General features: G+C 53.3%; 21 protein-coding genes and 1 riboswitch. Of the genes, 4 read left to right on the top strand and 17 right to left on the bottom strand.

Annotated features, from left to right (window positions below):
- Positions 1-24 precede the first annotated feature (24 nt).
- From ACE99V_RS03240 to ACE99V_RS03185, 12 genes are all read right to left on the bottom strand, one after another.
- Positions 25-780, bottom strand: a complete 756-nt coding sequence (locus ACE99V_RS03240) for a ComFC family protein (RefSeq protein WP_400489712.1) — start codon at positions 778-780, stop codon at positions 25-27.
- On the bottom strand, positions 770-2,581 hold the full coding sequence (locus ACE99V_RS03235; protein WP_400489711.1) for an ATP-dependent helicase ComFA: 1,812 nt from the start codon (positions 2,579-2,581) through the stop codon (positions 770-772). The genes ACE99V_RS03240 and ACE99V_RS03235 overlap by 11 nt, the downstream gene beginning before the upstream one ends.
- A gap of 100 nt (positions 2,582-2,681) precedes the next feature.
- Positions 2,682-3,056, bottom strand: coding sequence for a glycosyltransferase family protein (locus tag ACE99V_RS03230; RefSeq protein WP_400489710.1), 375 nt, complete (start codon positions 3,054-3,056; stop codon positions 2,682-2,684).
- 66 nt (positions 3,057-3,122) lie between these two features.
- A complete protein-coding gene (locus ACE99V_RS03225; RefSeq protein WP_400489709.1) occupies positions 3,123-3,830 on the bottom strand; it encodes a response regulator in 708 nt (235 codons plus the stop codon).
- Positions 3,831-3,863: 33 nt separating this feature from the next.
- Positions 3,864-5,006: a sensor histidine kinase gene (locus ACE99V_RS03220; protein WP_400489708.1), complete on the bottom strand. Its 1,143-nt coding sequence runs from the start codon at positions 5,004-5,006 to the stop codon at positions 3,864-3,866.
- A complete protein-coding gene (locus tag ACE99V_RS03215; RefSeq protein ID WP_400489707.1) occupies positions 5,003-6,019 on the bottom strand; it encodes a polysaccharide deacetylase family protein in 1,017 nt (338 codons plus the stop codon). The genes ACE99V_RS03220 and ACE99V_RS03215 overlap by 4 nt, the downstream gene beginning before the upstream one ends.
- Positions 6,020-6,270: 251 nt before the next feature.
- Positions 6,271-7,476 (bottom strand): methionine adenosyltransferase, encoded by a 1,206-nt coding sequence (gene metK / locus ACE99V_RS03210; RefSeq protein ID WP_400489788.1) that lies wholly within the window; start codon positions 7,474-7,476, stop codon positions 6,271-6,273.
- 128 nt (positions 7,477-7,604) lie between these two features.
- Positions 7,605-7,706: riboswitch (SAM riboswitch) on the bottom strand.
- Between the two features lie 53 nt (positions 7,707-7,759).
- On the bottom strand, positions 7,760-8,218 hold the full coding sequence (locus ACE99V_RS03205) for a hypothetical protein (RefSeq protein WP_400489706.1): 459 nt from the start codon (positions 8,216-8,218) through the stop codon (positions 7,760-7,762).
- A gap of 22 nt (positions 8,219-8,240) precedes the next feature.
- Positions 8,241-10,799 carry a S8 family peptidase gene (locus ACE99V_RS03200; RefSeq protein ID WP_400489787.1) on the bottom strand — a complete coding sequence of 853 codons (2,559 nt, stop codon included), beginning with the start codon at positions 10,797-10,799 and terminating at the stop codon, positions 8,241-8,243.
- 161 nt (positions 10,800-10,960) lie between these two features.
- Complete coding sequence (locus ACE99V_RS03195; RefSeq protein ID WP_400489705.1) at positions 10,961-11,947, bottom strand: SLAP domain-containing protein; 987 nt, start codon at positions 11,945-11,947, stop codon at positions 10,961-10,963.
- Positions 11,944-12,897: an SLAP domain-containing protein gene (locus ACE99V_RS03190; protein ID WP_400489704.1), complete on the bottom strand. Its 954-nt coding sequence runs from the start codon at positions 12,895-12,897 to the stop codon at positions 11,944-11,946. Before ACE99V_RS03190 ends, ACE99V_RS03195 begins: the two co-directional genes overlap by 4 nt.
- Positions 12,898-12,985: 88 nt before the next feature.
- Complete coding sequence (locus ACE99V_RS03185; RefSeq protein ID WP_400489703.1) at positions 12,986-13,933, bottom strand: accessory Sec system S-layer assembly protein; 948 nt, start codon at positions 13,931-13,933, stop codon at positions 12,986-12,988.
- A 195-nt stretch (positions 13,934-14,128) separates the two neighbouring features.
- Here ACE99V_RS03185 and ACE99V_RS03180 point away from each other — a divergent pair, with 195 nt between their 5' ends.
- Positions 14,129-14,584, top strand: coding sequence for a hypothetical protein (locus tag ACE99V_RS03180; RefSeq protein WP_400489702.1), 456 nt, complete (start codon positions 14,129-14,131; stop codon positions 14,582-14,584).
- Between the two features lie 110 nt (positions 14,585-14,694).
- Here the strand turns inward: ACE99V_RS03180 and ACE99V_RS03175 are convergent, their stop codons facing one another.
- The gene (locus tag ACE99V_RS03175) at positions 14,695-15,894 is read right to left on the bottom strand and encodes a copper amine oxidase N-terminal domain-containing protein (protein WP_400489701.1); all 1,200 of its coding nucleotides are present in this window, start codon (positions 15,892-15,894) and stop codon (positions 14,695-14,697) included.
- A gap of 194 nt (positions 15,895-16,088) precedes the next feature.
- Between ACE99V_RS03175 and ACE99V_RS03170 the strand changes: the two genes are divergently transcribed.
- Positions 16,089-17,222: a M6 family metalloprotease domain-containing protein gene (locus ACE99V_RS03170; protein ID WP_400489700.1), complete on the top strand. Its 1,134-nt coding sequence runs from the start codon at positions 16,089-16,091 to the stop codon at positions 17,220-17,222.
- A gap of 962 nt (positions 17,223-18,184) precedes the next feature.
- Here ACE99V_RS03170 and ACE99V_RS03165 read toward each other — a convergent pair.
- Complete coding sequence (locus ACE99V_RS03165; protein WP_400489699.1) at positions 18,185-19,087, bottom strand: glycosyltransferase family 2 protein; 903 nt, start codon at positions 19,085-19,087, stop codon at positions 18,185-18,187.
- Positions 19,088-19,235: 148 nt separating this feature from the next.
- Between ACE99V_RS03165 and ACE99V_RS03160 the strand changes: the two genes are divergently transcribed.
- Positions 19,236-19,556, top strand: coding sequence for an AbrB/MazE/SpoVT family DNA-binding domain-containing protein (locus ACE99V_RS03160; RefSeq protein ID WP_400489698.1), 321 nt, complete (start codon positions 19,236-19,238; stop codon positions 19,554-19,556).
- Entirely contained in the window at positions 19,556-19,939 is a 384-nt protein-coding gene (locus tag ACE99V_RS03155; RefSeq protein WP_400489697.1) for a type II toxin-antitoxin system PemK/MazF family toxin, read from the top strand. Before ACE99V_RS03160 ends, ACE99V_RS03155 begins: the two co-directional genes overlap by 1 nt.
- A gap of 234 nt (positions 19,940-20,173) precedes the next feature.
- Here ACE99V_RS03155 and ACE99V_RS03150 read toward each other — a convergent pair whose 3' ends face one another.
- From ACE99V_RS03150 to ACE99V_RS03140, 3 genes are read right to left on the bottom strand one after another with little or no spacing between them, the layout of a single operon-like run.
- Complete coding sequence (locus ACE99V_RS03150; RefSeq protein WP_400489696.1) at positions 20,174-21,136, bottom strand: aminopeptidase; 963 nt, start codon at positions 21,134-21,136, stop codon at positions 20,174-20,176.
- The gene (locus tag ACE99V_RS03145; protein ID WP_400489695.1) at positions 21,133-22,332 is read right to left on the bottom strand and encodes an aminotransferase class V-fold PLP-dependent enzyme; all 1,200 of its coding nucleotides are present in this window, start codon (positions 22,330-22,332) and stop codon (positions 21,133-21,135) included. The genes ACE99V_RS03150 and ACE99V_RS03145 overlap by 4 nt, the downstream gene beginning before the upstream one ends.
- A gap of 15 nt (positions 22,333-22,347) precedes the next feature.
- Positions 22,348-23,436 carry a M24 family metallopeptidase gene (locus ACE99V_RS03140; protein ID WP_400489694.1) on the bottom strand — a complete coding sequence of 363 codons (1,089 nt, stop codon included), beginning with the start codon at positions 23,434-23,436 and terminating at the stop codon, positions 22,348-22,350.
- Positions 23,437-23,471 lie beyond the last annotated feature (35 nt).

The raw sequence follows: 23,471 nt of genomic DNA, 5'->3' as shown, positions 1-23,471 counted from the left end.
GATATCGTAAATGGGACAAATTGGCTATCGGTAGATGGTTAATCCATAAATTTGACAAGGTTGCGCTGCCTGGATGGCGGCTGCGCAGGAGCGCAGGGTGGATCCGGTGGTGTAAATATCGTCGATGATGACGATGTGGGTTGGGCGAATGGGATCGGGCGGCGGGGAGAAAGCGAATGCTCCTCTCATGCTCTCCCGGCGGGAAGCTCTCCCAGTCTGCTGACTTAGCTTGTCCGTCTGTTTGACGCGGGTCAGCAAGGGTCGAACAGGTAGCCGGAGAATCCTGCCGAGTCTCACGGCAACCAGCTCCACCTGGTTAAATCCCCGCTCCGTCAGTCTCACCGGGTGAAGGGGAACGTACGTAATCAGTTGAATCCGTTGACCGTAGTAATACCGATAATAGGCCACCGCCAACAAGCGTGCGAAAAACTCAGCCAGCCGTTCGTCTCCTCTGTATTTAAAGCGGCCCAGCAGCTGTTTTCCCCATTCATTGTAGAGAAGCAGGCTGCGGTTCGCTGAGAGGGGATCCCCGGCGACTGCTTGACAGTCTCCGCATCGGGAAGGAGTCAAAAGAGCCCGGCCGCAGCTGGAACAGATGACCTCTCCGATCAACGGAAGTTGTTCCAGGCATCTCCCGCAAAGGCGGAGCTGTTCCGCGCATCGAAAAACGACCGGATAAGTGGACGGCTGCGACAATCGCTTGGCGATAAGACGGATGACACGCTCCCGGTTCACGGAGCCAAGGTGTTGACCACAGGCCATACAGACGTCAACCGGCATCTTCAGCCCCCTCCTTGATGCGTCCAGCCAAGGCATTCATGGTTTTGATCTGGCGAATCGCTGCATACGGGGCATGGGCACGATGTTGCATCAAAAACAGGACGGTCCCTCCCGGAGCATCAGCGGATCGACCCACCCGTCCCGCGATCTGCACCAGTGACGCCTCGTCAAAAACGGGGGCGTCGGCACCCAAAACGGCGACGTCACTGCGCGGAATGGTTACCCCCCGCTCCAGAATGGTGGTGGTCACCAGCAAACGGGATCGCTTTTCCCGAAATCGAAGAACTTTCTGCTCCCGACCCGGATCGGCGGCATGAACCCCTTCCATGGCTTTTGCGTGTTCGGGCAGCCACCTTTTTATATCGGCAAGAACGCGAGCCACGTCCTCCACCCGAGGCACGAAAACAAACACCTGCCGCTCCCGCTGAAACGAAGTGCGGATCAAATCCAGCAGGCGAGGCACGGGCTTCCGGGTGACGACTGCCTTGGGGACCGGCAGCGGATGTCCGTGATACCGCTTTGGCAGCAGGACATGGGTATTAGAATGAAGCGACGGATTTATTAAGCTCCGCGATACCAGCGTTTTTTGCAGGTAGCGCGGGGGCGTCGCGCTCAGGTAAAGCAGCTTCCCCTCCGCCATAACCGCCCGGGCAACAGCGTGATAAAGGGCTTTATTGTTGTGAAACGGAAACGCATCCACTTCGTCGACCACCACCAGCGGAAACTTCCGGTAGTACCGCATCACCTGATGGGTGGTGGCAATAAAAATGTCTCCCTCCTCCCACTTGTCCGGACTGGAACCGTGCACGGCGATGACGCGGTTCACCGGAAACGCTTTTTGCAGGCGAGGCGCAAGCTCCAGCACCACGTCCTTGCGAGGAGTGGCGATCAATACCTGTCCTCCTGCGCCCAGCATCTCCTCCATGGCAGGAAAGATGAGTTCCGTCTTGCCCGCGCCGCAGACGGCCCAGATGAGAAAGGCGGACAAAGCCGCCTCGTTTCGGCTGACAAACTGACGGGCCCGCTCAGCCGCCTCAGCCTGCAGCGGCGAATACGTGCCGCTCCAGCGCAAGGGAGAGGCGACCTGCTCACGCAGCGCAGGCTTGGCGGGCATGCACAGATACGGCGTACAGCATTTGCTCCTGCCCATCCCTAGGCAGGCGTGACAGTAGGCACAGCCTTGTCCGCAAGAGTGACACACGGTCAACAGAATCGCATCTTCGCTTCCGCAGCGTCGGCAGGTCATGTGCAACCGATGCTTCCACCACCCCCTGTGCACGTCCAGCTGTATGCCCGGCAGCCAGACAAGGTCTCCGCGCAGCGCCAGCCATTGCAGTGGAGAGACAATGTCTCCGTGACAAGCACCATGCTTCTGCAGCAGCGATTCCGCCTCTTCCCAAAGCAGCGCTCGACCGCTTAGCAACCTCGCAAGAAGCTCCACTCGCCTCTGCCAGTCTTCCCCCGGCTCCCACGCCGCCGCAGCAGAAGCCGCCGGTTGTAAACGGAATGGAGGCAGCTCCTTTGTTTCCCGTCCGTACAGTCCATTCGCTTCCCGCACACAATCATGCGCCAGCCGGCGAAGCCCCTCTACTGATGCTTCGTCGACAGGCTGTCCCTTCAAACGTTCGTTCAACTGGCCGCGCAGATAAAAGGCCATGGCGAGCGACGGGCTTTTTCCGATCACATACAACCGGCAGCCCTCGCGTTCCTTCCAAAAGACCTGATCCACTTCAAAACAAGGCGTTATGTACGTCTGTGGTGCCTGATTTTCCACTTTTACATACAGCATGTACTCTCTCACGCGAACCTGACCTCCTGCCCCAAGAGGCTTGTTTGCTTTCAGTCTGCAAAAAGACTGGGGATCGCGCAAAATTTTTTCCCCATCAAACAGAAAAGGAGAGCTACATTCGGCTCTCCTGCTCTTTGGACCTACGAAGGTCAATCGTGATGGGCGGGGCTATTGTATCCGGTTTGCCGTCTCCTGCAAACTCATGCTGCTTCCGCTCGAACACAGTTGTTATTTTTAAGGTGTCATCGGTGGATCCAAAATCAACGAACGAAATTTGGATAGGCCTGCCCTGCAGGACAGACCGACTCATCAAACGCCGAACCGTGCCCTCCAAACAGTGTTCCGAGTTGTACAGCAAAACCTCATAATGTAAATGGGGCTCACCGGCACGCACAATTGCTTGATCAGCCAATCTGTTTAACAAGGTCACCAAGAGAGAGGAGCAGCCATATGCCGCCAGCATCCACACCACCAATTCTTCTATCACGGTCATATCCCCTCCTGTTAACAGGGTATGCCGGATGGCTCGTTCAGGGTGCGGCCTGAGCGGATGTTACAGTTTCACCCATCCGTTTTTAATGGAGATGACAACAGCCTGGGTACGGTCTTGCACATTCAATTTCTGCAAAATGCTGCTGACGTGGTTTTTCACTGTCTTTTCGCTAATGAACAAAAACTCTCCGATGGCCCGGTTGCTTTTTCCTTCCGCCATCAACTGCAGGACCTCGCGTTCACGGCGGGTCAGGGATTCAATGAGGCGCGGATCAACCGATTGCGCATCATCAGCGCTCAGGCTGCGCTCGGAGGCTCCCTCTTGCTCGCTTAACCGGCGAAACTCTTCGATGAGCTTGCCTGTCACCTTCGGATGAATGTAGGCACCGCCGGTAGCAACCACTCGCACTGCCTCAACCAGATCGCTTGTCCCCATTTCCTTCAGCAGGTAGCCGGATGCACCGGAGCGAAGCGTCCGGTATACGTACCCTTCATCGTCGTGGATGGACAAAATGATCACGCGGGTTTTCGGACTGACCGAAATCACATGTTCGGACGCCGATACGCCGTTTACGTTTGGCATGTTGATGTCCAACAACAGCACGTCCGGCTTGTGATGCTCCGCCAAACGGTAGGCATCTTCCCCATCGGCCCCTTCACCGACAACCCGAAAGTCTTTTTCCATCTCCAAAATCCGCTTTACCCCTTCGCGGAAAAGCTGGTGATCGTCAATGAGCACAATGCTGATCTCTTCCTGCCTTTTCTCCATGCTTCATCATCCTCCTTGCAGATCTTCCTCTCTTTACATACGGGTCGGAATCTGGAACATGACCTTGGTGCCTTGTCCCAGTGTTGATTGAATTTCCATGCTCCCTTCCAAAAGCTGCGTCCGTTCCTTCATCCCCATCAGTCCGAAAGAGGACCCGTTTGCAGCCCGGTCTTTCATGTCAAATCCAACACCATCGTCTTTGACAACCAGATGCAGATTTTCATCCAGGAACTCCAGCTTCACTTGAACGATTTTGGCGTTTGCATGCTTTTCCACATTGTTCAAACATTCTTGAACCAGCCGGAAGATCGCCGCTTTTACCGAGCTTTTCAGCGACTGTTCCTTGCCGAATACAACCAGGTCAACCGTCTGTTTGGTGCGCTCCTCAAAGGTTTGGATATATTTTTGGAGCGTAGGCACCAAACCGAGGTCGTCCAGGGCCATGGGCCGAAGATCAAAGATAATTCGGCGAACCTCCGCCAGGCTCATGCGAACCATTTCTTTCAATTCGTGGAGTTCCATTTGCGCTTCCAGGATGCGTTCGTTTTTCAGCATCTTCTCCACAATTTCTGTGCGCAGAACGACGTTTGCCATCGATTGTGCCGGGCCGTCGTGAATTTCTCTGGCGACCCGCTTCCGTTCTTCCTCCTGCGCCTGGATAATTTTCAACCCCATCAGCTGGTGCTGTTTCGCTGTCTCCAGCGCTTCTCCAACCTTGCTTAAATCGCCGGTCAGGTATCCCAACACGACACCCATCTGCGTCATGAGTCCCTCAGCGCGGCTAATCGTCTCCTCCAGGTTTCGCAAGCGGCGCTCCAGGTCGTTCCGCCGTCGTTTCAGGTTGTTTTCCCTCTCCCGGTTGATGGAAAGCTCCACCTGGAGTTTGCTGGCTTCATCGTAGGCAAGCCGGATGTCTTCTTCCGTGTAGGTATCGAAGTTGCGGCTGACCACGGCCAATCGATTCCGCGCCTTGCGATAGCTGATCTCGAGGATGTCCACCTGCTTGATCACTTTCTCGATTTCCTGGCGCAGTTCGTGAAGCTCCAGCTTCATCGCATTGCCTTCCTGACGGGCACTTTCCGCTATATTAAAGATTTGAGTTTTACTTGCTTCTACGGTTTGTATCGTCCGCTTGATCACTCCATCCAGCATGCCGATGTTAATCTCTTTGTTCATGATTGCTCTCCTTCAAACTCGTTTTTCGCTTTCGTGAACAATTGATGGAGTTTCGATACATCGATTTCGCGCAACCCTACATCAAAACGGGGAATCGCCAGCGGATTCACATCAGCTCGAACGACCCCGGGCTTGGAATTGAAAACGTAGTGATATCCTGCCTGCTGCGCCATTTGCAGCACGATCTCGTTGCCATACCCGAACGGCAGGGAGATGGTGTCGATCGGGCGCCCGATCAGATCCGAGATGCCTACACGCGACATCGTAAAGTCCACGTATAGCCGGTCGCGGTATCCCTGATCGTCTTCCAGTCGCTCCAAATCTTCCAGATAAACAGGGGCAGTTTGCGGGCCAAGCTCCCCCCATTCGTTTTTCGTCGCCTGTTCATGCAGACTGTACGTATGGGAGCCAAACTCAACCAATCCCGAAGCCAGCATTTCCTTCACCTGCTGAACGCTCAGCGGAGTGGTCATGTTTTCCCGCTTCCGCTCTACTGTATCACGCAAACGGCCGGTGATCAAAAAATTCACGGAAGGAAAGTGAAACTGCTGCAACACGGGAAACGCTTTCGTGTAATAGCTCTCGTAACCGTCATCAAAGGTGATGAGCACGGCGTTTTCTGTCGGTAAAACGCCGGCAGACACGAAACGCAAAAACTCTGAGAGCGAAATGGGATGCAGATCGTTTTCATAAAGGAAAGCCATATGTTCCGCAAATTGATCGGGAGCGATGACATAACGCTGATCTGTTTGATCTGTTACGTGATGATACGTCAAGACGACAACCTGATTTTTATACCAGACTTGTTTCCTTTTGTCTGATTTTGGCGGCGGTGTGACGTTTGGATTAGCAGGCCCCAACTCGCTTGTGCTTATAGACGTAGGGACCCGGGGAAAATGTTGCACTTCCGACGCATTTTTTTGCGGAAATATCTTCCCTGCCAGCAGTCCGCCGCTCACAACCAGCGCAAACGAAAACAAAAACACCAGGAGGAACAGTCGTCTCTTCTGCAAGGAAATCCCTCCTAAACCTCTTCTTTACCATTTCGACAGCATGGCACAAAATCCTTTATGTATGTAATTCCATTACAAAATCTTACAGCAAGAATCCCAGCCGACTTAAGCTAGGCTTTACCCACTCGGCGAAAACTACCGCTGTGCCGAGTGGGGTCCCTTTCCGGTGTCGGCTGGGGTCCCGAACACGATCCTAGTGGCTGCACAAAAAAAGCCTAGTGGTTGGTCACTAGGCTTTCTCGCTCTTCTGTTTACTTCGCCAATTCTGCAGCGTCTTTTTTCAGGTCTTCCGCCTTGTCTGTGCGCTCCCATGGAACGTTCAGGTCGTTGCGGCCGAAGTGACCGTATGCAGCGGTTTGCTTGTAAATCGGACGGCGCAGGTCAAGTTGCTTGATGATGCCTGCCGGACGCAGATCGAAGTGCTTGCGTACCAGTTTCACCAGGTCCTCTTCGGAGATTTTGCCGGTGCCGAACGTATCGACACTGATGGATACCGGCTGTGCCACACCGATTGCGTAAGCGACTTGCACTTCGCACTTGTCGGCAAGACCGGCAGCCACGATGTTTTTCGCAACATAGCGGGCTGCATATGCGCCGGAACGGTCCACTTTCGTCGGGTCTTTCCCGGAGAAAGCACCGCCGCCGTGACGGGCATAGCCGCCGTAGGTGTCAACGATGATTTTGCGGCCAGTCAAGCCGGCGTCGCCTTGAGGACCGCCGATTACGAAACGGCCGGTCGGGTTGATGAAGTATTTGGTTTGATCGTCCAGGAATTGAGCTGGAACGACCGGTTTGATCACCTGCTCCATCAAGTCTTTCTTGATTTGTTCCAGACTTGCTTCCGGAGCGTGTTGGGTGGAAATCACGATGGTATCGATGCGAACCGGCTTGTCTCCGTCGTATTCAACGGTTACTTGCGTTTTTCCGTCCGGGCGGAGATACTCCAGCGTGCCGTTTTTGCGAACTTCGGTCAGGCGGCGAGCCAGTTGATGCGCCATGCTGATCGGCAGCGGCATCAGTTCAGGAGTCTCGTTGCAAGCGAAGCCGAACATGAGACCTTGGTCACCGGCACCGATTGCTTCGATTTCTTCGTCCGTCATTTGGCCTTCGCGCGCTTCGAGTGCCTGGTCCACACCCAGAGCGATGTCGGCAGATTGCTCGCCGATCGCCGTGATTACCCCGCAAGTATCGGCGTCAAAACCGAACTTGGCGCGATCGTAACCGATTTCACGAATGGTATCGCGCACCAGCTTTTGAATGTCTACGTATGTGTTGGTGGTGATTTCACCCGCAACGAGCACGAGACCGGTGGTAACGGATGTTTCGCACGCTACGCGGGCATTTGGGTCTTTTGCCAGAATCGCATCCAGAACAGCGTCGGAGATTTGGTCACAAATCTTGTCCGGATGACCTTCGGTAACAGATTCAGAAGTGAAGAGTCGACGACCTTTTTGCAAAGCCATGGTGAAAACTACCTCCTTTATCCTCCATACAGATAGTGTGGGTGCCGAAGCGGGTTTTTAACAAGCAAAAAAAAACCTTTTCCCGTTTGAGGAAAAGGTGCCTTTTGTATGCGTTCCCTAACCTCTTATCGGCCAGAACAGTTCTCCGTTCTGCTGGTTAGCACCGCTTCAAGTCGGTTGCCGGGCTTCATCGGGCCAGTCCCTCCGCCTGCTCTGGATAAGAGTATCCATTACGCATAATAGAATAATTCTTTTTCTATGTCGTGTCAACAACGATTTAACGCAATTCGTACTTTCCTCGCACCATTACGTGCGCGATGCCCTTGTACTTTGAATCAAGCCGCAGCCCGCGGTTGTCGGAACGGGCGATCAGCAGCAGATGATTGTGCGCGACAGGAGCTCCGGCGCGAAGATCGGCTCCCGCAGTGATGTCGGTCAGCCCGTCCCCTTTGTTTCCGGCAACAGAGACTACCTGGCCGGTACGGACGATAAACTCGGTGCCTTCAAAGCCGTACAAGGTCTGTCCCTTGTTCAATTCCACCACGGTCAGCGTGCTTGTGCCTCCCGCATTTGCCAGCGCTTGCTGGATTTGTTGATCCACGTAGCTTTTGGTTACAACCGGATCGTCAACAGAGCCGGGAACGCCGGAGACCCCCCCGTCGGCCCAAGCCTGTGTAGCGAAAATGGCCACTCCAGCCACAGCAGCAGCAAGCATTCCTTTTGTCGTTTTTTTCATCACTGGTTGTCCTCCTTCACTCCTACAATTTATAGGCCTTTGCCAGCAAGACGACCACTTCGGCGCGGGTCGCGTAGCCTTGCGGGCGGAACGTGCTGCCATACCCGTTCAACCAGCGGCGCGAGGTGAGGGCTTCGATCGCCGGGGATGCCCAGTGGGTGACAGGTACGTCGCGATACGAGGAAGTGCTTCGTTTATACAGCAGCGCGTTTTGTGCGCGAGCCACCATCAGGGCCATTTCCGCCCGAGTGATCGCCTGGTTCGGCTTGATCGTCTTGTTGGGGTAACCCTGCAGGATGCCCAAGCGGTACGCCTGCGCGACTTCGTTGTACGCCCAATGCGATCGGGAGAGATCGTAAAACGGATTTTTCCCCGTGTACGCCTGAATGGAAATACCTTTGGCGCGCATGGCCTGGATCAGCATGGTGGCAAATTGCGCCCGGGTAACGGGCTGGTTCGGCTTGAAGGTTGCGTCCGGAAAACCTTTCACCACGCTCTTCTGGCTCAGGCGGGCAATGTCAGAGCGAGCCCAATGGTAGGCAATGTCACGGTAGCCGTCAATGAGCCGCTCCTTGGAAAGCGTAAGTCGATACGCATCGTATTTGAACGGCACGATGCTGTTCAAGCGGATATAATACCTGCCCGGACGCAACCGCAGACCGAAAATCCCTTTTCCCTGATCGGACAGCTCTGCCACTTCGTTTTCGGAGGCAAGCGCATAGTTGAAGGTGCCTCCCCCGTACAAGGCGATGTTGACCCCGGAAGCCACCGGAACAAAGGGAGCGCGAACGCTGACATACGATTCCGAATCGACATCAAATTGGAACCAGTCGTAATCGCTTCTCGACGGGAGCGTTCCGGTCATCAGGTAACCGCTCGCAAGGCGGGAAGCCTGACGATAGTTGTCGTTCGGTTCATTTGTGTCCTTGCGCACCGGCGTATAACTGACGTTCAGCTGGTACTCTGCGTTCACGGCGTTCCGATAATATTCGGTCAGACGTATATAGTACTTGCCGGGGGTTACCTCTTTGACCGCCCGCTCCGTCGGGTCGTTGCGGGTGCCGTCATCGTACGGCTGATCCCAGCTTAACTGGTTTCCTGTTTGCTTGCCCATTTGCAGTTTCAGATCAATGCGCTTGGTATCGGCCGTCACGGATACGTTGAGCCTTCCCTGCTCCCGTACGTAGTAGGAGAACCAGTCCTCGTCCCCCGCTTCATGAAAGTTGCCCGTCACGTTGATCTGATTGCCGACCAGCGGTCTCGCCGTCTGCATGTCATTGTTTCGCTCATAGCGGTCCGGGTTGATGGTGAATTTGCTGGTCAACAGATACGTGAACGAGGCGACTCCCCCGCTCCGCTCCAGCTTGATCTCCATGCGTCCTGTCTTGACCGGGATGGTCAAATTGTCTCCGTTCCCGATGTAATAGGTAACCGGCGAGCGGTTTTCGGGATAAAACGTAGCGGCCATGGGAGAGCCCAAGCGGGACGTAATCGAAGCGGTAAACGTGACTTTTCCGTCGTACGGGATGTCCATGTAGTACCAGTCGATCGTATCGGACGGTGTCAACTGCGCCCGAAGCTGGGACTCGATCGGAAACGGCTTTGCCGAGGCCACGCTGTTGTTGGGTTCATGGAAATCAATCGAGGGATGGGTGCGTACAGCGCGGCTCACGTCCAGTATTCCATATCCGGTTTTTCGATCCCATCCCGGTTGTCCCAGATCGTTGGCCGTCTGATACAGCAGCTGCCGAACCTCCAGAGGAGTCATGCGCGGATTGCGCGCCAGCATGAGCGCGGCTGCACCCGCTACCTGAGGCGCGGCTGCCGAAGTCCCGGACATGGCACCGTATCTTCCGCCCATCTTGGTCGTGTAAATGCTGCGGCCCGGTGCCACCAGGTTCAGTTCCGGCCCGAAATTGGACTGATACAGCGGCTCGTTGTTCGGCCCAACAGCTCCCACGGCAATGACCGTCGGGTAAGCAGCCGGATAGGCAACACGGTTCCCTTCGTTCCCCGAGGCGGCAATCAAGACCGCCCCGCTCGCCTCTGCCCGCCGCACGGCTTCCTCCAGCGACCTGGTATAGGACAGGCTGCTGACAGACATGAGGATGACTTTGGCCCCCCTGTCCAGAGCGACATGAATCCCTCTCGCTACGGTATCTACGTCCGCGATCGCGTCTTCGTCCAATACCTTGATTGGCAGGATTCTCGCATTCCACAGCACCCCGGAAACGCCAATCCCATTGTTCCCTTTTGCCGCCAAAATGCCCGCCACTTCCGTTCCGTGACCGTTGTCGTCCTCCGGCGGCCTTCCCGGATGCACGAGGTTCACACCCGGCAGCAGGTTGCCTTTCAAATCGGGATGGTCCAAATCCACCCCTGTATCCAAGACGGCAATAACCGTGGAAGAGTTGCTGTTCACCATACTCCAAGCCTTGTCCGCTTTGATCTGCCGCAGATGGGTCTGGTTCCCGATGTATCTGTCATTCGTGGTGGAGGCCGCAAGCGCGCCTTGGCCCGCCAGCAACAGAAACGCCACCGTAACGGATAGCATGCCTGATAGATATTTTGCTGCCTTCATAACTTCCACTGCCCTTCCTCCTTTCTCCCACAGCATGCAGAAAAAGGAATCCCGGTAAGATGTCCTACTAGTTTAGCATATCTGAATGACGCCACCAAATACAATGTTCCGAATAGAAAAAAACCCCTACCGTCTGTTTGACGATAAGGGCACCCCATTCGTTACTGAATCAGGCCTTTTGTTTCGATGGACACCGGAACCTGTTTGTGTTCCCGTTTAGCCGAAGGGATGTGGGCGATGCACTCTGCCGCTTCAATGCCAGGCTTTTTCAACGAATCTGCCGGAATGTAAAAGCCCCACAATCTGCTGCTTTCCGCCTCCACCTTCATATTCTTCAGCCCGTATTGGACACGCGCCACTTCTTCCCCCTGTTTCGTGCGGACAAAGATCGGCACTTCCGTAAACTCCAGGCGTTTTGACAGCCCGTTGCGGAAAAGAACAACGACTTTCAAGCCGCCATGCTCGGCGTTGACGATGTCCACTACCTTCAGGTCTACCTCTCCCTGCACCACTTCAGGATTCTCTCCGACAAGCTGCTTGTATTTGGCCAGTTCATCCGCGGTTAAACCATCTGTCTGTTTGTATTCCTCGGGGATGACGGGCGATTGCTTGGGCGCCTCGTAGATGAGGGTGAGCGGCACTTCCTGCTCCGGCACTTGGAGAAACTCTTCCCAACGGAACAGGAAGTCGCAAGGACGGCTTGCCATGTCGCCGATCGGGCCAAACGTCATCAGGTCAAATGTTTTTCGCGCCACTACCTCGCCCTCTGGAGTAACCAGGGCAAGCGGCAGGCGGTTGATTAGAACGGAGCGGTTGGTCGCATTGCGGATGAAGGCCAGGACCAGATAGCCCTGCATCGTTGGATTGGCAAAGAACGGAATGATTCCCACTTCGTCGCGCACCACAGGCGGCAGTTCATCGTGAACGTACTGGAGCAGCTCGGACTCCATCTCGTCCAGATTGGTGCCCCAGGGACCGTGCAGGGTCAGGAACAGTTCCTTGGCTTCCAATCGGTTGGAGGACTGCTCCGGATTTTCGATCCCGGACACCCCCAGATATGTTTCTTTATGAAGATGTTCCTGAATATCTTCTCTCACTTGCTCCAGGCTTTCCTTGGAGCCAAACCAGTTTTCCAGCAACCAGCTCATTCATTAGCCTCCTTCACTTCCAGGTACCATCTGCTGAGATCGGCGTTTGGTTTTTTCACGGAACTTGCGGGGAACACAACCAACCACGGGCGGGCTGTTCCCGGACGCACCTGTACCTTGCTTGCGTCAATCGATCCCGAAGCCACGAGATCGCCGACGGCATCGGTAATCTTGATGCGCAGTTTTTGAGGGGAATACCGTTCCCGCAATGCGTTTCGGAACAACAAGCCGGCTACCAGCTTGCCGTCTTCCGTCACTCCGATGTCAAAGCCGGTGATCTCCACCGAATCCGGCTTCATCGACGGCAGCGTTCTAACGATGACCTCCAGGCGCTCCTTTTGGCGGTCCGTCATGCGGGCTTCCATCTCCGGATCCAAATCCAGGTGTTTGGGCCACACATGCTCACGCTTCCCGAAGTTCAAAGTTACCTTCCAGCGGGTAAAGGCAAAGTTGTCATGCAGGAAACTCTCCGCCGGGAAAAACACCTCCCAGGGACGGCTGCTGTGCGGCGGGATCGCCCCCAGATCGCTCAAGTCAAAACGCTGGCGGGCAAACGGCTTGTCATCCAGAAGAATCGTCAGGGTGACGTTTTTAAACCGGGCCGTATGAGACGAGGCATTCCGGAAAAACATCGCCACGTTGACCCCGCCCTCCTGCGGCATCAAGCTGAAGCCGGTAACACCCAGCGTACCTTCCACCATCTCCGGCAATTCTGCCTGCAGGAAGCGAAGCGTGTACTTCTTCTCTGCATCCAGCTGCTGCTCCCATACAGGGTGCAGGGACAACTCTGTTTGCACCAGTGGCCGTACGGCTCTCTGATGAACAGGAGTCACCTCCGCACCGCTGTCGTTCCATTCATCGGCATCGACGGTGGATCCTTCCTGGAGGTCCTTCTTTATTTCTTCCATGGAATTTTCTTTATTCATCCAATTTTTAATGAACGAAAACATAATATCCTCCTCTCTGTACCGGGCGCGAACGAAAAACCTGCTATCTATCATAAGGCTTTTTCATTTTCGGGGCAAATCATCCTGCCCCTTAGGCCTGCGGCACCGAAACCTTCCATCGGGTAAAATCAGGCTCCTGCTTGATGATGCTTTCCTGCGGGTAAATGAACAGCCACGGCTTGCTGGTATTCGCGTTTACCGTGAGTCCGCCCAATTCAAAAACACCCTCGGCCACCTTGTCGCCGGTCGCATCGTACAGCGCCAACGGCAGGCGTTCCAGGCTGAGAGACTGGTTGGAGCCGTTGCGAATCAGCAGCAGCGCGCGCAGTCCGTCCTCCGTTCTGGAGATGCTGACGCTCTGAATGTTGACCTCGCCCTGCTGCAGCGGCGGAAGCCGTTTGGCCAGTTCGATCAAATGATTTTTTTGTTCGTCGGTGAGCGCCTTGATCCACGACTCTTCCAGCTCCAGCTGCTGCGGCAGGACCAGCTTTTTCTGGGCGAGCTCAAAGGCGACTTTCCAGTTGGTCAAAAGCACGTTCACCTGCAAGAAGTGCTCCCGATTGAAAACAAATGTCCACGGGCGGGCGGAATACGGCGGAATCTCCCCGATCTGTGACAGATCAAACGATTGACGGGTGAACAACTGCTGATCGCCAAAAAGGATAAGAAGCGTCATTGTATTCAAACGAATGGGACGATTCGTTCCGTTTCGCAACAAGGCGGTAACTTCCACGCCCTCTTCGTGCGGCGTAAGCGAAATCCCCGCGATGGAAAGGTTCCCTTCTGCAAGCGGCGGCAGCTCCTGTGCCATAAAAGACAGCGCGTAGCGTTCCTGCGAGCTCAGTTTAGCTTCCCAGGATGGGTGTAGGGAAAGGGCTGTCGCCACACCTTCCGCTGTTGGTGCCTGCTCCTGCTTGGGCTCCTTCGCGGCAGACATTGATGCTTCTCCCGCCACCAGGATCGATTCTTCTTTCAGCTGTTCCTTCACATCTTCTGACGTCGGTGTTTTTCCCAGCCAGTTTTTCAAAAAGGATAACATAGCGTCGCTCCCAACTACCTCTTATATATGTAGAAAACGGATGATTCGGTTTCGTCCTCCACTATAGCATAGTGGGACTCTTTTGCAACATCGAAAACTTGGTATTGTCGCTACACCTGAACAATAAAATTCCATCTGACTGGACACCATATAAAAAGAAACGACCGGGTGGCGGCCAACGCCGAGGTGAATTCGATGGCAAATCCGGCAGAAGTGGATATCAGGATACAGGGCGACAACGTCGGGGAGTTTCTCTCGATTGTGTTTGGCGACAGCCAGTACCGCAACATTGGCGAGGAAGCTGTCATTACATACGACATGAGCAATTTCATCGAGGCGAGCAAGCTCCTGAAGGCAAACGGCAACGGGTTGTTCAAGATCTCTGCGAACGGCAAGATGGTACAGGAGATGGCCGATATCAAGCGTGAGCTGGCGAAAAGCGTGTTGAGAAAGTACAGTTCAGAGGGAGATCGGGGCTTTGACCTCAAGCAAATTCATGTGGATCGGTGGAGTGAGCAGGAGATTGATGCGTTTTTATCCAATCCGGATCGGGGGATTGAGGACGCGGTGAATGCCGTGAATGCGGTGGAGGGGTATGGCGGGATGGACAAAGAGGCGCAGGATAGGCTGCATGAAGAAGATGGAGTATGAAGAAGGATGTTTCCATGCTTCGCTCCGCCTGGAAACACTCTTCTTCTTGCTGCTTCAGTTACTCAACAAACATAGGACCTGTCTCAAGACAGGCCCCTTTCTCTTTACTTCTATTGCCCGTTTACAATCGTTGTTTCGGTTTCTGCAGTGCCGGTCGTTGTTTCGGTTTCTGCAGTACCGGTCGTTGTTTCATCCGTTGTTACCCCAGTGGTTGTCTCCCCTGTTGCATTGGTGTCGGTTCCGGTCGTTTCCCCTGTTCCGGTCGTTTCATCCGTGTTCTCACCGGTGTTGGTCTCAACAGTGTTACCGGTATCTGTTGTGGTTGAATCCCCAGTCGTTTCCTCCGTTGTTTCCGGAGCAGTCCCATCCGTTTGGGAGGTATTGTCATCAATGATGATGATATCGCCTTCCGGCTGATAGTTCACTGTGGCCTTCAACTGCTCACCAATAAAGCGAAGCGGCAGGAATATACGTCCCTTTTTGATCACAGGGGCGGTTTCCAGCTTGACGGTAGTACCGTTGACCACAGCCTCATTTTTGTCGAGATACAGTGTGATCGTCGTCTCGCCCCGCACCACATCCACTGTACGTGCCTCTGCATCCCATTTCACTTCCGCCTTCAATGCCGCGCTGATCGCACGCACGGGAACCAGCGCTCGACCTTTTTCAATAAACGGAGTTACATCCATTTCCACTTCTTCTCCGTCGACGAAGGTTTTTAAACCCTCTTCTCCCGTCTGTTCGTACAGTTCACCCAGTTTGGCAAACAGTTCCGTATCGCCCGGTTTGTAGAAGCGCTGGAGCAGTTCCAATTGGACTTCCAGAGCCTGCTGCAGTTCAGACTGTTCCTGCAGCAAGGCAGCTAACTCCTCATATTTTGCCTTCAGCTCTTCCGAGACTTCCGTCGCGTGTTTCAGCTGCTGGCGAAGTTCGATCAGTTCTTTTTTGGTCTTTACCGCTTTTTTTACGGCCTCTTTCTTACCAGGCTGTTTGGTTTCAGCAGAGGTCGTTGTCTCCGTGGCGGCAGTTTCTTCGGTTACCGTTTCATCTGTAACCGTTTCGCCATCCGGCTGGGTTGGTTCCTCCTCCGCATCCGGCTCGTCCGGCGTATCTGGCTTGTCTGGCTTGTCTGGTTTCTCCGGTTTCTCCGGTTTATCGGGCTTGTCAGGCTTGTCAGGCTTACCCGGTTTGTCCGGCTTCCCCCCGCCCCCTTTTCCTTCTTCCTGCACCGGCTTTTCAGCATGCACCGCTGCGATCGGTGTTACCGCCAGCAATGCGATCACAAGACTGCTCGATAAGAATTTCTTCATCCACGTTCCCTCCTAGAGATGAGTGATCTAGTAGGAATATCGGCAATAGGATTTTGGGGAAATATATGCCAAAAGATAGAATTCTTTCAATTCCATAGACAACAAAATGATGAAAATAGATTCACTTGGAAGGAAATTCCCCCTATTTTCTTGAATCCCATCGTTATTCACATGATGGGGAGTTGTAAAGTCACATGAAGAAAGGCCTAATGTATGTACTTTTTACCGCATTATCCATCTTTTTTTCAAGCAGCATCGTTTCTGCGGCACCTGCCGCTCCTCACCCAATGGAGTACCAACAACCCAGCGGTGAGACCTTCACGGCGACACTGCACGGTGATGAATGGTTCAACTGGGTAACGGCCGAAACAGGGGAAGTAATTGTAAAGGGAGACGATCACTTCTGGTATTACGCGATAACCCGAGGTGACGAACTAAAGGCGAGCAACTCCAGATATCTGATTCATAAAAAGCCTCAGAAAACGATTACAAATCGCGATGTAACCAAAATAGCCAGACAACCAACCAGCAAAAGCCGGATCAAAGCGAAAGCGATTGACCCAAGGTTCAACATGAAACATTCGCAATACATCAACCTTGGATCCAATCTTTTGGTGTTGCTGGTACAATTTGCCGACACGAAAATCAAATATACGGACGCCCAATGGAATCAACAGACCTTTGGATCAACCGGAAAAAGCGTACGAAAGTATTACGAAGAAGTATCCAATGAAACCTATACCTTGCGACCGGCTCAAGAAAACTACGGTACAGCGAATGACGGGATCATAAAAGTGACTTTGCCGTACACTCACCCAAATACCGCTGGAAATTCGAGCGATATGAATGGCGTTATCGTGTCAGATGCCCTCTATGCCGCAAATAAATACATCGACCTCAGCAAATTTGATCAAAACAAGGATCGAAAGGTAACTTCCGATGAACTTCACCTGATGACAATCGTTGCGGGATATGAGGCCAGCTATGGAGCCAAATCACCCAGTGTGTGGGGCCATCAATACTGGATTAAAGAGATGGTTTTGGATGACGTAAGCTTAGGGAATCAAGGTTATATCAGTTATACACAATTTGGCGAACTGCATGGCTCTTCCCAATACAATGATGATCACATGGCGACGATCGGAATTATCGCGCACGAATTTGGTCATGAACTTGGACTTCCCGATCTTTATGATACTGACCACAGTTCCATGGGGGTCGGGCCCCACAGTTTGATGGCAGACAACTGGAGCCTGTTGCCAAACGAGTACGCTGGCGCTACTCCACCTCATCTGGATCCCTGGTCAAAGTGGGTGCGTTTACCGTAAAAGTAATCAACGGTGTCATTCGGTTTTGAAAAAATAATCCCCCAACGCCAGGCGAGGGGGAAAACCTAAGGTTACAGGTTGTTATCTATACAGTAATATATAACCCGTTATATCATCAACATGTATATAATGGTACAGCAATATAAAACCCGTCTCTTCCAGGACAGAGACGGGTTTTGATTCATGGATAATAAAAAGCTCCGACCACCCAAAATGTGATCGGAGAAGTAGTACGTGAATGAGTTTATTATATGTACTTTGATGAGAGGTTTCCTTAGCGTTCTGTTGGTAAGTGAGGGAAGCTTATCCTCAATTGGAACGGAATGAAAAAAGGAGGCAGTCTTCTGCACAGATTGACTGCCTCATATCAATACCCCAAGAACAACGGGTAGAGGAATTACCTCCTTACTCTGTTCATCGGCAGCAGATGATCGTCCATTCATGCATAAATTATGGTAATTGGTCTGACCACCTTGCCGAAAAGGGTTACGCCCCAAAAAAGGCCCCTTAGCCAAGGGAGACCAAGGGGAAGCGAGGTGAAACGAACGTCTATAGTAGGTATCGGCAAAACATGCCGTTTTTTGTAGAAAAATGTCGAATTACAGTCAGTTTGTTTATCGGGCAGTCCCTCAACGACCTGTACATTGGAAACATTCTTCGTACCCAGAAACCTGTAATCAATACCTGAAATGTGTACAATCCTGGTTCGGTGATGGTCACCGGAATTGTCGCTGCACCAGGTTGTGCAAGGTCTACTGTAGCGCGTGAGTGATCAAACACATCGAGTAGAGAAAGGGTGGCAGCTTTGTTGACTGTTGCAATGGCAGAGCCCAGCTTGTGGTCCTGGCTACAGCCTCCACTTTACCCAGGCGATCAACAATGAATACGTTTTTGGAAACGCTGCCGTTGCGGTGAATATGGGTACGGGAAAGCAGGGGATGACAGGCACTGATCCCATCCGGTTAGAAGTTGATTTTAAAATGCTTGAAAAACCAATCGTCATCGAATCTTCTGCGAGCAAAATACCTGTCTCTTTGTTCCATGGCTCCATTCGCAATGACGGCTTTTACGATTTGCTCGGTTTTTTCCGGAACGCGAATATATTTCTTACATTTCTCAATTCGTTCTTCACTAAAATGACTGTACGCCATTCGCATCATATTATAGTCTGCATGCGTAACACTCACTTTATAGGGGAATGATTTCCTGAATACGTGCAAGACCTTTACCTGCGGCTGTACATAACACTTATAGCCAAACAGCCACATTTTGAGAGAAATCTCAACGTCCTCATGCCCCCAGACGATAAAACCCTTGTCAAAGCCTCCAATGTCATCAAAGACTTTTTTGGTGATGGCCAAACACCCTCCGGGAAGAAAGGGTGTTTCAACGGGGTGAAGACCTTTTGTGAGGATGCTTTTTCCATTGAAGCTTGCTTTAAACTTCTCCAGATTGATGGTATAACCGTATCCAACCGTATTGGGTTTGTCATGGGGAGCAATACCCGGAACGACACCGTCCGCCATTCCTTTCTCAATCGGCTCGATACATTTGTCGATCCAATAGTCTTCAAAAAACAGGTGCGCATCACAAAAGATATAATAGGTGCCATTCGCTTTTTCTGCACCGGCGTTCCTGGCATTGGATGCACCCAACCCCTTTGTCCGGACAAGGGTAACGGGAAACGGGTACTCATGGGCAGAGAGGAAATCACAACATCCATCTTCAGAGGCATCGTCGACGACGATCACTTCATAGCTCACATTCGTTTTGGCTTTCTGCAAGGAGTCCATCGTATTTTTTACATGGATCCCTTCATTTTTCACAGGAAAGATAACGGATACCAACGGATCGTTACTGGACATCTGGAACCTCCGCGTTTTTCTGTTGTATCCTCTCTACTATATCATAAATTCGGGTGGTGACAGGCACCAGACCTATCCCCGTTCATGTATCAATCGACGTTTTTTTGTATATACATAGTATATACATTCGCAAGGGGGTGTAGTATATTTGAGCCATCAAACAAGCAAGGGGTTGATTACCGTGACAGCACTAGCTCAACCGGTAGCAAAAGGCACGATTCGCAAATGGGGAAATAGTTTGGCCCTCCGTATTCCATCCGAGGTTGTAAAACTTACTAAGTTAGGGGATGGAGTCGAGGTTGGGTTCCATGTTTCTGATAAGGGTGAGGTCGTTATCCGTCCAGTATTTCCTGCAGCCGACAACCAGGATGACCTAAGGGCACTGTTTCTCTCACTTCGTGGTACCTCGAAGCCCGGTGTTCGTAGCCATGATGAATCATATGAGCCTGTAGGGGATGAAATAATCTGATGTCGATTACAGGAACTGTGACGCGCGGGAGTATTGTTTGGATGAATCTCTATCCGCAATCCGGTCATGAGCAGGCCGGGTATCGCCCCGCAATCGTAATATCTGACGGTCTTATTGATCCCTCGATTTCGGAGCTAGCCATCATTGTTCCGGTTACCGCTCAAGCAAAAGGTTATAATTTCGAGGTTCCCGTTCCTCCCGGTATCCCCATTAATGGCGCTTTAGTAGGGAACGGCTATACCCAACTTAACGGTGTGGCTTTAACTGATCACGTTAAATCCCTTGATCTTAATGCAAGAAACGCAACCGTTATCGGGCAAATCGACCCGAGCTCCCTCTTTTATCAGCAAGTGGTTACGTACGTTCGCTCAATGCTAGCCTAAAACCAAGCCCTCCTGAAATCCGGGGGATGACAGTGGATTGCACCCATAAAAGCAGTCCCTATCCTTCACAAGGTGGGGACTATTTCACGCTTACGAGGATAAAAATGCCCTGTGTCCGGAAATGGATGCGGGGCTAAATTTTTGAAAATGAAAGAGCCTACCTCTTTCGAGACAGACCCTTTCAATATGTTTCAGACTGTGACAGGCACGCTGCTGCCTTAACCGGCGATCGGTTCAGAGCAGAATCTTCCCGTCTTCCACCACGACTTGCCCGTCGACGTAGACAGTCGGCTTCATGATCATGCCGTCGGTGTGGAACGGCGCGTCTACATTGCCGCCGATATTCAAGCTTTTGCCGATACCGAAGTGGAACGCGCCCAATATCCGCTCGTCCTCAATCAGCTTGCCGCTGAGCTCCGCCTTTTCGTTGGTGCCGATGCCCATCTCCGCGATGTTGTAGACATTCTCGTTCTCAAACGAGGCGAGGAGAGCGGCAAATTCCTGCGCCGTCCGCCCGCCGGTTATTTCCCGGATCAGTCCTTTTTCCACTCGCAAAACGACGGGTTGATCGACGATGCCGAAAGGCGCCAGGCTTCCGTCAAACACGATCGTTCCGTTCGTGGTGCCTTCGAGCGGCGCTGTCGCGGTTGTCCCCGCGGGGGCGAAGTTCCACTGGCCGGGCTGATTGCAAATGCCGTCCACGGCCATCGTCTGTCTTCCCTGGACGGAAAACTCGACATCCGTTCCGTTGGCGCACGTCACGCGGACCCGGTCAGCCGATTCAAACAGCTTGACAAACTTGTTGGTCAGCTCGCTCAGCTTTTCGTAATCGGCGTTCACCGCGCCGGTCATCATCCGCTCATCCAAGCCGCTGCAGACAAGCACGCGCGTGCCTTGTTTGCGGGCCTGGCGAATCGCTTCCACGTGGGTGATGGATACTTTGGGCAGAATGACTGCCGCTTGAACGGATTGCAAACTTGCCGCGACAAACGGCATCGGCTCGGCATTTTGCGTCGGGACCGCCGGATAGATGATTTTCCCCACTTTCGCCCCCAGAAGCGAACCGGCGATGAAAAAAGCGTCTGCCAGCGAAGGCTCCTGCTTGTCGTCGGCGACGATCAGAACCTCTTCCTCCCGCTTGATCTGCAGTCCATTTTTCAACACGTTATAGGCTGATTCGAGCAAAAACTTGTTCATCGCTTACTCTCCTTCTCCACCAGGACCTTGATCAGTTCCACAGCCCTGTCAATTTCCTCCGTTGTGTTGAAGTAGTGCGGGGACAATCTCGCCATTTTCGCGATGCCGTACTGCTGCAGCATGGTGTTGGCCATAAACGTCCCCGCTTCAATGATGATGCGGTGTTCTTCCAAAAATTCGGTGATTCGGTCGGGCGTCAAGCCGTCCACGTTGAACGGAATGATCCCCAGGCGATTTTCGATGCTTTCGGGGCCGTAAATGGCGATCCCAGGAATCGTCTGCATCCGCTCAACCGCGTATTGGGTCAGCTCCTTGACCCGCTCGTAGACGGCCTCGATGCCGATGTTGGCGGCGTAGTCGATCGCCGCTCCCAGCCCCAAAATGGACGGAACGATCGGACAACCCGCTTCCACCCGTTTGGCGATCGGCAGGAACGAATACTCGTTGGTGTCAAAATCCCAGGTGGTGCCTCCCCAACCGATCAATGTCGGCTGTATCGAGTCAATCAGCTCTTCGCGGATGTACAAAATGCCCGATCCCTCGGGACCCCTCAGCCACTTGCGGCCGCAAGCCGCGAGAAAATCGCAGTTCAGTTCCTTGACGTCGATCGGCACCAGGCCGAGCGTCTGCGACGCGTTGATCAGCGTCAGGACGTTGTGCCGTTTCGCCAGCGCACAGATTTCCTTCACCGGCTGCAGCGCGCCGGAAGCGTTTGGCAGGTGGGAAACGGTGATCAGGCGGGTGCGGGGAGTGAACAATTTCTCCAGCTCCGCTACGGAAATCACTCCGCTTTTGTCCGTCTTCAGCACCTTCAGTTTGATTTTCCCTTCGCTCTGAAGCTTCAGCCACGGAACGAAGTTGCTGTGAAACTCGAGGTCGGCGAGAATCACCTCGTCCCCTTCGTTCCAGGAGAGGCCGTTCGCGATGAAGTTGATCGCTTCCGTTCCGTTTTTCGTAAAGGCAATTTCACTGGCCGACGCACCGATAAACGCCCCGGCTTTTCCCCTGATTTCGTCTACTTTGGCGTACGTCTCCTTGCGAAACGAGGGCAAATACGGCCCGAGGCTCGCTGTTTTGCTGAGGTAGTCGGTGATGGCCTCGACCACCTGCCGGGGAGGTGCGGAAGCCGCAGCCGTGTTGATGTACGAGTACTGCTCATGAAGCGGCGTATCTTTTCTGATTTGTGCGATGTCCATGCTTGCCTCACATCCTTACAGCGTGATCAGGTCTTTTCGGTAGGTCATCAAATTGATGAACCCGTCCTCCGTCACGACAAGATTGTCCTCGATGCGAACTCCGCCCTTGTTCGGCAGATAGATGCCCGGCTCTACGGTGAACGCCATGCCCGGCTTGAGGACGAGCTTGTTGTTTTGCATCATGTACGGCGCTTCGTGTCCGCTCAAACCGATACCGTGCCCCGTTCGGTGGGTGAAATAGTCTCCAAAGCCTCTCTCCCGGATGATCTTCCGCGCCGTTTCGTCCACTTCATGCGCGGTGATTCCCGGTTTGATCACATCCACGGCCGCTTGTTGGGCTTCTCTGACGACCTCGTAAATCTCTTTCAATTCGTCGGAGACGTCGCCCACGGCAATCGTTCTGGTGATGTCACCCACATAACCGCCGCAGATTGCCCCGAAATCCAGCACCACCAGTTCGCCGTTCTCGATCACTTTGCTGGAAGCCCGTCCGTGCGGCAGCGCACCGCGGTATCCAGATGCGACGATCGTGCCAAACGGAGTGCCTTCCGATCCCCGCTTGCGCATTTCGTACTCCAAATGCGCAGCGACTTCCAGTTCGCTGACACCCGGCTTGATAAAAGGAAGGGTTGCCTCAAGGCTTTCTTCGATGATCTGCACCGCTTTTTTCAACTGTTCGACTTCCTGCTGATCTTTGAACATGCGCAGGGAGTCAATCGCAGCGCTGACGTCTTCGGTTGACGCCGCTCCCAACGCTTCCGCCGCCTTGAGCTCCATCACACGCATCTGGCCGAACTCCACTCCGACTTTTCCCAGACTGCCCAGTGCAGCCCTGGCTTCGGCCAGCGCCTTGCCCGCTCCCTGCTCATCGGTATACCAGAAGATCCGGCCGTTGGTGGCGGACTCCACTTTCGTCAGTTCCACCTGCGGGACGACAAAGCTCAATTCCCCTTCCTTGGTCAGGATCGCCAGCGTCAACCGCTCGCTTTGTTTGAGATGAAGCCCGGTGAAATAATACAGATTGGGCCCCGGGACGATCACCGCCGCGTCCATGTTTCTTTCGCGAAGCTCTTGCACGAGTTTGTTTCTTCTTGCTTCAAACATACCGATTCCCTTCTCTCTCCTGAATGTTCTCCAAC

Source organism: Brevibacillus soli, assembly GCF_044759095.2.
Classification (GTDB): domain Bacteria; phylum Bacillota; class Bacilli; order Brevibacillales; family Brevibacillaceae; genus JBIYSM02.
Note: the sequence above shows the minus strand (reverse complement) of the source record. Positions and strands in the feature narration are given on the sequence as shown.